Source organism: Gelidimonas denitrificans (assembly GCF_055694065.1).
This window is the reverse complement of sequence record NZ_CM146350.1, coordinates 95,804-107,822: the sequence shown is the minus strand read 5'-3', so window position 1 is coordinate 107,822 and position 12,019 is coordinate 95,804. Positions and strand designations below refer to the sequence as shown.

Below are 12,019 nucleotides of genomic sequence, written 5' to 3'. Positions count from 1 at the left end.
CAAAGTGATCAAAATTTTAGTTTTCATTGTTTTCTATATTTTTATTAGGTAGCGAAATCCGAAAATGGGCGCCCGTTGCACGCGGCAAAAGTTGTACCGTGCCGCGATGGGCGGCAACATATTCACGCACGATCGACAGGCCGATGCCGTTGCCATTGCGCGCCCCCGGCGGCTGACGTTGACCTTGATAGAACGGCTCGAATATGCGCGCCACGTCGGCCTGCGCAATGCCCGGGCCCTGGTCTATGCAATCGACCGTGATGCAATCCGGCTGGGCGTCCAGCACCAGGCGGATGGTGCCACCCTGCGGGCTAAAACGGATCGCGTTCGATAACAAATTAGCCAGGGCCACCTGCAGCTTGTCGGGATCAACGCTGGCGACATGTTCCGGGCCGCTCAGGTCGATGTGTAAATCGCGCGCTTGCCATTGCAGGCGCTGCACGTCGATCACCTGCTGCAGCAAAGCGTGCAGTGCGGTCGGCACACAATGCAGCTGCTGGGCGTTGAATGCCGCGGTATTGTAGCGCAGCAAATCTTCGATCTGAGTCTGCAGCGCGAGCGTGTTCTGACGCAAAATGGCGGCGATTTCGCGCTGATTGTCCGATAGCGGGCCGGCCACTTCTTCTTCCAGCAACGCCACGCCTTCACGCAAGGACGCCAGCGGGGTTTTCAATTCATGCGAAATATGGCGCAAGAAACGCGCCTTGTCGGCTTCCAGATCGGCCAGCCGCCGGCGCAACCAGTCCAACTGGCTGCCGAGCCGGCGCAGATCGGCCGGCCCATGCACCTCGATCGCCTGATCGAAACGGTTCTGGCCCAGACGGCTGATGGCAGCTTCAATCCGCCCCAACGGGCGCGACAGCCAGAGGCCAAAACAAAACGCAAACAGCGCAGCCAGCGCGATGGCGCCGATCACCTGCGCTTTCAAGACGCTGCGTTGCTGCTCCAGTGCTGCCAGCAACGCGTTGTTGCGGCGCTCGACTTCAAGCTTGCTCTCTCTGGACAATAGGCTATTGATGGCCGGCAAGCGGACAAAAACGCGCGCCAGAATTTCCTGATTTTGCTGGCGCTGCAGGGGATCGGCCTGCAACAAGGCCCAGGCCGATTCACTCTGCGCACTCCAGTCCTTGAATTCACGCGCCGGCACCTTTGGCAACTGCATCGAAAGCGCGCTCAAGGCGGCCCGCGCCTCGCTCCACACTTCGCGGTAACGGCTCCGAAAGCTGGGATCGTTGAGCACCAGAAACTGGCGCGCACTGCGTTCCATCGCGATGGTCCGTTCCGCCAGGCGCTGCGCATCTTCGGTCAGTTGCACCGCATCTTGCGCGGTTTGACGACTATGGCTGGCCAGTCGTTCCAGCGTCAATAAGGCTTGCACCGAGGTCGCGCTCAAGAGCGCCACAATCATCAGAAAAGCAGTCAGCAGCAGTTGGCGAAAAGATAGCCTGGAAAGAATCACTATGAGTTTGTTCTTCGGTTCAGCACAACATTGCCCGCGATCACACGATTGCGGGCTGGAATGGCGACGCCAAAGCCAAAACGTGCTCGCTGCGCCGCGCTGCCTGATCTCAGGAGGCCAGATAATAACAAGTTAGCAATAAGACCCGCATGCAGGCAGAAACCCCGCGTCGATCCCGACCACCCGCGCTGCCACTTGCGGTACCGGGTTGCAGCAGCGGTTCGAGGGCAATTTCAGCCTCAAGTTCCACCTGCCGCCGCAGCGGTTCAGAAACCGTCCCACTCCGTCCTGCATCTATCACTGCTGTCTGTTCGCTGCCAGGCAGAGCAGCGCGGACCAAATGTATCTGTTGTAAGCAGATGCATCACTTGTTGTCTGGCGTTGGCAACTCTATATATTGAAGCGTACACAACGTCGTTTGGAGATTGGTATGAAACGTATTCTCTGCACTGCCGCAGCAATTGTTGCTCTCAGTACTGCTGCTTTTATCCCTACGCAAGCGATCGCGCAAGTAGGTATCAATATCGTTATTGGTAACGCACCTCCGCCGGCAAGATATGAGGTCGTTCCAGCCTCCCGTCGAGGCTATGAATGGGCACCCGGTTATTGGAATTGGAATGGCAGAAGACATGTGTGGGTGGCTGGTCATTGGGAACGCGTCCGCGTCGGTCAGCACTATCAGCGTCCTGAATGGCGTCACAGCAATAATGGCTGGCAGCTAAACCGCGGTGGATGGCAGCGCGGCGAACGCCATGACAATCGCCATGACAACCGCAACGGAAATCGAGGCAAGGGTCATGGTGATCGCGACCATGATGGCGTGCCAAACCGTCAAGACCACAGGCCGAACGACCCGCGCCGCAATTAAGTTGGCAGTGCGGATGGCAAAGCTGCATCGAACCGCCCCTGATTGGGGCGGTTTTTAATTGGGCGCGCGGCGCTTTGGATGGCCGGGTTCGCCGGCATGGGCTGGTGTTTAACGGGTTCTCGCCAGTGCGCATCATGCTGGAAAACAATGTCCACGAAAAAAAGTGGCAACAGAGTGGCAGGAACAGCAGCCCAGGTTCAGGCGAGGCTTCGGTACATTTCAAATATTTGTTGAGTATATTTAATACATGCAATTAATATATGCGTGCAATGCCATGAAAATAACGATACTCCTTGTTTTTACGAAACTCGTTATGGCGCGAATCCGGTTCGTTCTTTTCGGGTTTTTCGTCGGCAATGCATATCTATGCGGCCGCCAAGTTCAGCGGTTTTTTGCGTAGCGCGCAATAGCCTGAAAAACTGACATCCGGACGACAGATAAACTGTTTTTTTCGCGCTATACTCGGTTTTTTGTGACGTTTACGTAAACGTCATGTAAACCGTCGCATAAGAGCGCACAACACCCCGCCACCCCGGAGACCACCATGACCGATCTGTCCATCGTCGACAAGCTCACTGCATACAAACCTGCCAACAAAATTCGCTTCGTTACCGCAGCTTCCCTGTTTGACGGCCACGATGCGTCGATCAACATCATGCGCCGCATCCTGATGTCCAATGGCGCGGAAGTGATCCACCTCGGGCACAACCGCTCGGTGGATGAAATCGTCACCGCGGCATTGCAGGAAGATGCGCAAGGCATCGCCATTTCCAGTTATCAGGGCGGCCATGTCGAATACTTCAAGTACATGATCGACTTGCTGCGCGAACGCGGCGGCGCGCATATCAAGGTGTTCGGCGGCGGCGGCGGCGTGATCGTACCGGAAGAAATTGCCGATTTGCACGCGTATGGCGTGACCCGCATTTTCAGTCCGGAAGACGGTCAAAGCATGGGGCTGGTCGGAATGATCCAGTCGATGATCCAGGCCTGCGATGTCGATCTGTCCGTCTTTGCCCCGACCGAACTGGCTGCACTGCAGGACAGCGATGTTGCCTCCCGACACCGATCGCTGGCGCAATTGATTACCGCGCTGGAAAACGACCAGGTCAGCGCGGAACTGAAGGCGCAATTGCATGCAGCCGCAGCCGCACTGCGCACCCCGACGCTGGGCATTACCGGCACCGGCGGCGCCGGCAAATCCTCGCTGACCGATGAACTGATCCGTCGCATCCGCATCGATCAGGACGATGCGCTGAATATCGCGCTGATCTCGATCGACCCGTCGCGCCGCAAATCGGGCGGCGCGCTGCTGGGCGACCGCATCCGCATGAATGCAATCAACCCGTGGGGTGGCAAGGATGGCGCGCCAGTGCGGGTCTTCATGCGTTCGCTGGCCACGCGCGAAGCCGGTTCCGAAATTTCGCAGGCGCTGCCGGACGTGATTGCCGCTTGCAAGGTGGCCGGCTTTGATCTGGTCATTATCGAAACTTCCGGCATCGGCCAGGGCGACGCCGCGATCGTGCCGCATGTGGATGTCAGCACGTATGTGATGACGCCGGAATTCGGCGCCGCCTCGCAATTGGAAAAAATCGACATGCTCGATTTTGCCGATTTCATCGCGATCAACAAATTCGACCGCAAAGGCTCGCAAGACGCGCTGCGCGATGTCGCCAAGCAATACCAGCGCAACCGCGAACTGTGGACCTTGCGGCCGGACGACATGCCGGTATTCGGCACCCAGGCGTCGCGCTTCAACGACGACGGCGTAACCGCGCTGTACCAGGGCTTGCTGCCAAAACTGATTGATCACGGCCTGAAAGCCAATGCCAGCAAACTGGCTCCCATCACCGCCAAGTTTTCCAGCAGCAAGAACGTGATCGTGCCGCCGGCACGCAGCCGTTATCTGGCCGAAATCGCCGACACGCTGCGCGGTTATCACAAATCTACCCGCAAGCAAGTGCTGCTGGCGCGCGAGCGTCAGCAGTTGCAGGAAGCCAAGCGTATGTTGAACGCTGCCGGCAAGAATGCTGACTTCGACGACCTGATCGCCGAGCGCGACGCCAATCTCGACGCCGGTTCCAAAAAGCTGCTGACGATGTGGCCCGTCATGCAAAAATCGTATGCGGGCGACGAATACGTGGTCAAAATCCGCGACAAGGAAATCCGCACTCAACTGGTCTCCAGCTCCATGTCCGGCACCAAGATCCGCAAGGTTGCGCTACCGAAGTTCGAGGACCACGGCGAAATCCTGCGCTGGCTGATGCTGGAAAACGTCCCCGGCTCGTTCCCGTTCACGGCCGGCGTGTTCGCCTTCAAGCGCGAAAACGAAGACCCGACCCGCATGTTCGCCGGCGAAGGCGATCCGTTTCGCACCAACCGCCGCTTCAAGCTGGTATCCGAAGGGATGGACGCCAAGCGGCTGTCGACCGCGTTCGACTCGGTCACGCTGTACGGCGCCGACCCGGCGATCCGGCCCGATATCTACGGCAAGGTCGGCAATTCCGGGGTCTCGATTGCGACGCTGGACGACCTGAAAGTGCTGTACGACGGCTTCGACCTGTGCAGCCCGACCACCTCGGTTTCGATGACCATCAACGGCCCGGCCCCGACCATCCTGGCGATGTTCATGAACGCCGCCATCGACCAGCAACTCGGCAAGTTCGTCAGCGACAACAGCCGCGATCCGACCGCCGACGAAGCCGCCAAAATCCGTGCATGGGTATTGCAGAACGTGCGCGGCACGGTGCAGGCCGACATCCTGAAGGAAGACCAGGGCCAGAACACCTGCATTTTCTCGACCGAATTCAGCCTGAAGGTGATGGGCGACATCCAGGAATATTTCGTCCACCACCAGGTGCGCAACTTCTATTCGGTCTCGATCTCCGGCTATCACATCGCCGAAGCCGGTGCCAATCCGATCTCGCAACTGGCCTTCACGCTGTCGAACGGTTTCACCTTCGTCGAAGCGTATCTGGCGCGCGGCATGCACATCGACGATTTCGCGCCGAATCTGTCGTTCTTTTTCAGCAATGGGATGGACCCGGAATACACGGTGCTGGGCCGCGTCGCACGCCGTTTGTGGGCAGTGGCGATGCGCGACAAATACGGCGCCAACGACCGCAGCCAGAAGCTGAAATACCACATCCAGACGTCAGGCCGCTCGCTGCATGCGCAGGAAATCGACTTCAACGACATCCGCACCACGCTGCAGGCGCTGATCGCGATCTACGACAACTGCAACAGCCTGCACACCAACGCCTTCGATGAAGCGATCACCACGCCGACCGACGAATCGGTGCGCAGGGCGTTGGCAATTCAATTGATCATCAACCGCGAATGGGGCCTGGCCAAGAACGAAAACCCGATCCAGGGCAGCTTCATCATCGAAGAATTGACCGATCTACTGGAAGAAGCGGTGCTGCAAGAGTTCGAACGCATCGCCGAACGCGGCGGCGTGCTGGGCGCGATGGAAACCGGTTACCAGCGCGGCAAGATCCAGGAAGAATCGATGCACTACGAACACATGAAGCACGACGGCACGCTGCCGATCGTCGGCGTCAACACCTTCCGCAACCCGAAAGCCGGCGGCACCCCGCAAAAAATCGAACTGGCGCGCTCGACCGAAGCCGAAAAGCAGTCGCAACTGACCCGCTTGGCCGATTTCCAGAGCCGCCATGCGGCCGAAGCCCCGCAAGCACTGGCAGCATTGCAGCAAGCTGCGGTCAACAACGAAAACGTGTTCGAGAAACTGATGGACGCGGTACGGGTGTGTTCGCTGGGGCAAATCACTACCGCGCTGTTTGAGGTCGGCGGGCAGTATCGGCGGAATATGTAGGTACGTAGTAGATACGTAGGGCGGAAAAGCGCAGCGCCTTCCGCCTAATCACCACTCATTTCGCTCACCATTTTTCACGAAGGGAAATTCCCAATCCCACACGTGTACCGGGCGTGTATATCGTTACGCATTCAGATTTTTGCATGTACCTGCGGCGGAAGGCGCTGCGCTTTTCCGCCCTACGGTGTACGGCTTACGGCCTTGGGCCAAAGACGGACGCATGTTCGTCAATGCTGCTAGTGACGAACTTACTTTCAAATGCGTGTCTGCAACTAAGCAATAGGCCGTAGGGCGGAAAAGCGCAGCGCCTTCCGCCGCATGCAACCCGCACGCAACTCCCAGCCACACTTCATCGATGCCAGACTACCGCCGCAATCGCGTCCCCGGAGGGACGTATTTTTTCACCGTCAATCTGCTCGAACGCCGTAGCGGCTTGCTGGTCGAGCACATCGACGCCTTTCGTGAAGCGGTGCGACAGGTGCGTGCGCGCCGGCCATTTCACATCGATGCGTGGGTAGTGTTGCCGGACCATACCCATTGCATCTGGACTCTTCCACCCGGTGACAGCGACTATTCCGCCCGCTGGAAAGCGATCAAGATTGCCTTTTCGAAGTCGCTACCGAAAACCGAGCGCTTGTCGGCAGTACGTGCACGCAAAGGCGAACGTGGCATTTGGCAACGACGATTTTGGGAACATACGATTCGTGATGAGCGGGACTATGCGGCGCATGTCGATTACGTGCATATCAATCCGTTCAAGCATGGACTGGTGCGACAGGTGAGCGCATGGCCCTACTCGTCATTTCATCGGTTCGTGACTGCGGGGATGTATCCGGATGATTGGGCAGGCGAGGCGCCTGACTTGGCTGTCGGCGAAAGGGAGGCATAGGCATACGGCGGAAGGCGCTGCGCTTTTCCGCCCTACAGTGCTGAAATTGTGTTGGCGATGAATCAAGGACTTTCCAAAACGCAGCTCCATGAAGCATCATCGCTGGTGCAAGATCATTACAAGGAGATCACCGATGCATGGCATAGGCACTTCTGAGGTCGAGGTTTCCCTGGCATCCAACAAGGGTTTCTGGTTGCTTTTAAAGGACGAGGAACTGTTTGTCCCTTACGCGGAATTTCCCTGGTTCAAGCAAGCCACGATGGAACAGATCACTACCGTCGAATGGCCAACGCCCAATCATCTCTACTGGCCTCTGCTTGATGTTGATCTGGCGGTGGAATCAATTCGCGACCCTAGCAAATTTCCATTGGTGGCCAAACTTACCCATCACGCAAGCTGAGTGCGCTAGCGCTAGAAGCTGGAGGGCGGAAAAGCTCCGGGGTCAACCGCAGGCAAGCCCCTTGGCCTTGACAATGGCTTTTTCCTTAGCAAGTTAATGCGTCAGGTTTGCAGACAAGCCAAGCCGGGCACTTGCCGCAAGCAGACGCTTATCACGCGTCCATAGCAACGCGCCGGGTGAAAGCCGCACAGCGGCCAATAAGTGAGCGTCGATATAGCCAATTCCGATTCCGAACAGTGCGTTTTGGGCGATGAAACGCATAACTTCCTCGTCGGTGGCAACACCCGATTGGGGCAAGTCTTGCAGGGAACTCAGGACCATATTGCGATTCTGCAAGTTGCCCAATGCCAGTTCGCCCGTCACGAACCGGTGACCCAGCACCTGGCCCGCGTTCAAAAGCCCCGTTAATCCCGCATCACCGTACCGCAAGTGGTCGATCCAGACCGAGGTATCAACCAGAATCACGCTGGCTCCGACTGGCGTCGTGGGACGGCATCCAGCAAAGGTTGCGAGCCTCCCAGCAAGGCCAACCGTTTGGCGCTCTCGCGCTGAATTAATGCCTTGAGAGCTTCGCGCACTAAAGCGGTCTTTTCCATCGGGCCAGTCAGCAGCAGGGCTTTTTCCAGCAAATCATCATCAAGTACAAGTGTGGTGCGCATATCGTTCTCCGTTAATGTATGCACATATTATGGCATCAAATGATGACAAAATAAATGCATAGCGCGGTAGGTTGGGCTGCAAAGCCCAACATTTGGAACATACAGCGTTCGCTATCGAATGTTGGGCTTCGCAAGCCCAACACCAACCTACCTACCTAGAGCCATAAGCTTGGTGGCTTGCGTCACATCAGACTGTAATGCTTATCAAAGATTGTCTCCTTGACACGACCAAGAAGCTTCGTAGAATGCAAAGTAATCGCAGCGACCAGTTTCGTAAAATATTTTTGACCGTATGACATATCAGAACATCTCTTGAGAGCCAAGCTGCAAGGGTGTTTCGCGGGTTTTTTCCGAGAAACGTTATCTGTCACAAGTCCGTATGCGCGTCATAGTTGTTCGGACATATCTAGCAGGCGATTCAAATTTTATGCTTGAATTTCTCCAGACGTTTAGTCGAGTAGTCGTCGCGTTCCATTCCGGCGCCCTGCTAATGGCCGGAACCCTTTTTTGGGCCGACGTATTTGGAAGTGGAGAGAGCGCATTTGACCAGGTCGCCGCAATGCTGAACAACGAGTTCAAAAACATTTTCATCGTGATCATTGCTCTTACCGCTTACGTCATCGGCATGATCAATTTCGCCGCCTCCAGCGTGGCTTTCAGGCACCTCGCGGACGCGACCGAAAGCGAATTATTGCTCGTCAGTCGAATCGAATCCTTTCAGCAGCCACAGCTCCTGAAAGAGGCTCTTGAGCTTCTCCAGTTGAGGCATGCTCTGATGGCGTTCGCGCTTCCCCTCTTTTACTTTGGAGTCGCGCTTGCGTGCGACTTCAATGAGCCGTCGTTTTCTCATGCCGTGCGTATAGTGGTCGGCATCTCGCTCGCAGCTTTGGCAGGACTGGCCCCTATTTTTGCTGCGCGCATGACTCGACTTCTTGACGCGACCGCTGAGAAACTCTTGGCCGAAACGCCTAACAAAACGCTAGACCCGACCGGGAACAGGCCGGTGAATTGAATGTGTCCTGAAATCAACCTCGTTCGCGCCGGCCCGTTCCCGGAGAAATAGGGGACAGCACCGTAGGACTATGCTTTTCCGCCCTACTGATCTTTAACTCACTACCGCAACACCAGAAAAAATACAAGCCCCCAAATTTTCACTCGACCTAAAAATAGCACGATCGGTCAAAAATATTGTCGGACGGCGTCCGCAGCGCCCTTTGTGCGGCTAAAATGCCGATGTGTTTGCTTCAGGATGACTCCGGAGCAAGCAGCCCAACCAGCCCAGCACCGCCGCCAAACATCGACCAGGTCAACCTGGCGCAAGGAGAATGCATGAACAACAGCCCGTGGCTGCAGTACTACCCAGCCGGCGTACCCGCCACCATCGACGTCAGCAAATACAGTTCCATCGTGGCCCTGCTGGAAGAGAGCTTTAGCCTGTACCGGGCACGCCAGGCTTACGTGTGCATGGACAAGGCAATCACTTACGGCGACATCGACACGCTCTCTGCCGCGCTCGGCGCCTGGCTGCAGTCGCGCGGCTTGCAACGCAATGATCGCGTTGCAGTGATGCTGCCCAACGTGCTGCAATATCCGGTCGCGGTGGCGGCCATCCTGCGCGCCGGTTTTATCGTGGTCAACGTCAATCCGCTGTACACCCCGCGCGAGCTGGAACACCAGTTGCGGGACGCCGACGTGCAGGCAATCATCATTCTGGAGAACTTTGCCAGCACTTTAGAGGAAGTGCTCCAACATATGTCGATCAAGCACATCCTGCTGGCAAGCCTGGGCGACATGCTCGGCGCCATCAAGGGCGGCATCGTCAATTATGTGCTGCGCAAGCGCAAGAAAATGGTGCCGGCCTATGCGCTGCCGGGCGCTGTGCGCTTCAACGGCGCGATCAAGCTGGGCCGCACGCTGCGGCTGCACCGGCCGGACATCAAGGCCGATGACGTCGCCGTGCTGCAATACACCGGCGGCACCACCGGCGTATCCAAGGGCGCGACGCTGCTGCACAGTTGCATCCTTGCCAATCTTCTATCCACCCAGGCCTGGATGCAACCCGGCCTCGACCGCAAGCCGATCGACGGCCAGTTGACGCTGATTTGCGCGTTGCCGCTGTATCACGTGTTCGCTTTCGTCACGTGCGGCCTGCTCGGCATGCGCACCGGCGGCCTGGTGGTGCTGATCCCGAACCCGCGCGACATTGCGGCCACGGTCAAGACGCTGTCGAAGTATCCGCTGCAGTTCTTCCCGGCGGTCAATACCCTGTTCAATGCGCTGGCCAACAACCCTGAGTTCGCCAAGCTCGATTTTTCGCAACTGTCGATGACGGTCGGCGGCGGCACTTCGGTGCATGCATCGGTGGCGCAAAAATGGCTGGAAATCACTGGCTGCCCGATTGCCGAAGGTTACGGGCTGTCGGAAACCGCCTCCGCCGTGATCTGCAATCCCGCCACGCTGGTGAAGCACAGCGGCACCATCGGCTTGCCGATGCCGAGCGTCGAAGTGCGCCTGCTGGACGACGACGGCTTTGATGTGGACGCGGGCGCGCCCGGCGAAATCGCGCTGCGCGGGCCGCAAGTGATGCAGGGCTACTGGCAGCGGGTGCAAGAAACGGCAGACGCGATGACGCCCGACGGTTACTTCAAGACCGGCGACGTCGGCGTCATGGACGAGCGCGGCTTCATCAAGGTCGTCGACCGCAAGAAAGACATGATCCTGGTGTCCGGCTTCAACGTCTATCCGAACGAGATCGAGGAAGTGGTCGGCGCGCATCCGGACGTGCTCGAATGCGCGGTCATCGGCTTGCCGGACCAGCACTCGGGCGAAGCGGTCAAGCTGTTCGTGGTGAAGCGCAATCCGGCGCTGACCGCCGAGGCGCTGAAAGAGTATTGCGCGCATCAACTGACCGGCTACAAACGGCCGAAGCAGATTGAATTTATCGGAGAATTGCCGAAAACTAACGTTGGCAAGGTTCTGCGCCGCCAGTTGCGCGACCAGAAAGGCGCTTGATCTTATACTGCTATTTGTATTTTTATGTAACGCAATGAATATATGCGGAAAAAGCAGTATTTCTGCATATACTCCATATGAAATTCATAAAAATAGTGCAATACGCCACATATCGTAGATGCTCTGCGCACAGTCGCGTTTTTTCACGTTGTGACAGCAGCGCCTTAGGTGCGAATAAATTCGCACCTACCAGCACATCACACTACTTCGGCGTAATCGCCCAGATGCTGCCGAGGTTGCGCCAGTAACCGTAGGCATCCATGCCGTAACCGATGACGAATTTGTTGGGCAGCACCAGGCCGACATAATCCGCCGCGACCGGCTTGCTCTTGCCGATATCCTTGTCCGAAAACACCGCCAGCACGACTTCCTTGGCGCCCATGTCCAGCAGTCGTTGCTTGACGTGCGCCAGGGTTTCGCCTTCATCGAGGATGTCATCGAGCACGATCAGGGTGCGGCCGCGGACATCGGCGCGCGGCTCGACTTTCCATTCGATATGGCCGCCCTGATCCTGGTTGCCGTAACGGGTGACGTGGATGTAATCGAATTCGAGCGGGAATTTCAGGCGCGTCAGCAACTGGCCTGCGAATACGACTGCGCCGCCCATCACGCCCAGGACCAACGGATAGGCTTCGCTATCGGCATGGTCAAAGCGTGCATTGAGGTCGGCGGCGATCCGGTCCACCGCTGCCTGGACTGCGGTTTCATCAAAAATCAGTTCGGCATTGGCGAGAATCTCTCGGGCCTGTTGTGCGTGGAAATGCGGCATACGGTAATCTCGCTGACGATAAAAATGACGGGAATGGAATTGTGCCACCAAATCCGCAACGGCAACACCGTTGCAACCGTCGATTAGCAGCCCATTAACCGTCAATGCACCGTCAGCTTTGAATCAAC

Annotated in this window: 10 protein-coding genes; 6 read left to right on the top strand and 4 right to left on the bottom strand. The window is 57.3% G+C overall.

From position 1 onward, the window contains the following. Window positions 1-16: 16 nt before the first annotated feature. Window positions 17-1,456 (bottom strand): sensor histidine kinase, encoded by a 1,440-nt coding sequence (locus tag FKCLFG_RS00500; RefSeq protein ID WP_472615889.1) that lies wholly within the window; start codon window positions 1,454-1,456, stop codon window positions 17-19. Between the two features lie 433 nt (window positions 1,457-1,889). On the opposite strand from FKCLFG_RS00500, the gene FKCLFG_RS00495 reads away from it, so the two are divergent. The 4 genes from FKCLFG_RS00495 to FKCLFG_RS00480 all read left to right on the top strand — a co-directional run bounded on the left by FKCLFG_RS00495 (window position 1,890) and on the right by FKCLFG_RS00480 (window position 7,451). Beyond that, window positions 1,890-2,327, top strand: a complete 438-nt coding sequence (locus FKCLFG_RS00495) for a YXWGXW repeat-containing protein (protein ID WP_472614301.1) — start codon at window positions 1,890-1,892, stop codon at window positions 2,325-2,327. A 544-nt stretch (window positions 2,328-2,871) separates the two neighbouring features. Beyond that, complete coding sequence (icmF, locus tag FKCLFG_RS00490; RefSeq protein ID WP_472614300.1) at window positions 2,872-6,162, top strand: fused isobutyryl-CoA mutase/GTPase IcmF; 3,291 nt, start codon at window positions 2,872-2,874, stop codon at window positions 6,160-6,162. A gap of 355 nt (window positions 6,163-6,517) precedes the next feature. After that, on the top strand, window positions 6,518-7,051 hold the full coding sequence (locus FKCLFG_RS00485) for an REP-associated tyrosine transposase (RefSeq protein WP_472614299.1): 534 nt from the start codon (window positions 6,518-6,520) through the stop codon (window positions 7,049-7,051). A 133-nt stretch (window positions 7,052-7,184) separates the two neighbouring features. Continuing rightward, a complete protein-coding gene (locus FKCLFG_RS00480; protein WP_472614298.1) occupies window positions 7,185-7,451 on the top strand; it encodes a DUF2442 domain-containing protein in 267 nt (88 codons plus the stop codon). 93 nt (window positions 7,452-7,544) lie between these two features. On the opposite strand, the gene FKCLFG_RS00475 is transcribed toward FKCLFG_RS00480, so the two are convergent. Together FKCLFG_RS00475 and FKCLFG_RS00470 are read right to left on the bottom strand one after the other, a co-directional pair. Next, complete coding sequence (locus FKCLFG_RS00475; protein ID WP_472614297.1) at window positions 7,545-7,916, bottom strand: type II toxin-antitoxin system VapC family toxin; 372 nt, start codon at window positions 7,914-7,916, stop codon at window positions 7,545-7,547. Beyond that, window positions 7,913-8,110 (bottom strand): type II toxin-antitoxin system VapB family antitoxin, encoded by a 198-nt coding sequence (locus FKCLFG_RS00470; RefSeq protein WP_472614296.1) that lies wholly within the window; start codon window positions 8,108-8,110, stop codon window positions 7,913-7,915. The genes FKCLFG_RS00475 and FKCLFG_RS00470 overlap by 4 nt, the downstream gene beginning before the upstream one ends. Before the next feature lie 427 nt (window positions 8,111-8,537). On the opposite strand from FKCLFG_RS00470, the gene FKCLFG_RS00465 reads away from it, so the two are divergent. Continuing rightward, a complete protein-coding gene (locus FKCLFG_RS00465) occupies window positions 8,538-9,122 on the top strand; it encodes a hypothetical protein (RefSeq protein ID WP_472614295.1) in 585 nt (194 codons plus the stop codon). A 317-nt stretch (window positions 9,123-9,439) separates the two neighbouring features. Further along, the gene (locus FKCLFG_RS00460) at window positions 9,440-11,122 is read left to right on the top strand and encodes a long-chain-fatty-acid--CoA ligase (RefSeq protein WP_472614294.1); all 1,683 of its coding nucleotides are present in this window, start codon (window positions 9,440-9,442) and stop codon (window positions 11,120-11,122) included. Between the two features lie 202 nt (window positions 11,123-11,324). On the opposite strand, the gene FKCLFG_RS00455 is transcribed toward FKCLFG_RS00460, so the two are convergent. Continuing rightward, on the bottom strand, window positions 11,325-11,891 hold the full coding sequence (locus FKCLFG_RS00455; protein ID WP_472614293.1) for a hypoxanthine-guanine phosphoribosyltransferase: 567 nt from the start codon (window positions 11,889-11,891) through the stop codon (window positions 11,325-11,327). Window positions 11,892-12,019 lie beyond the last annotated feature (128 nt).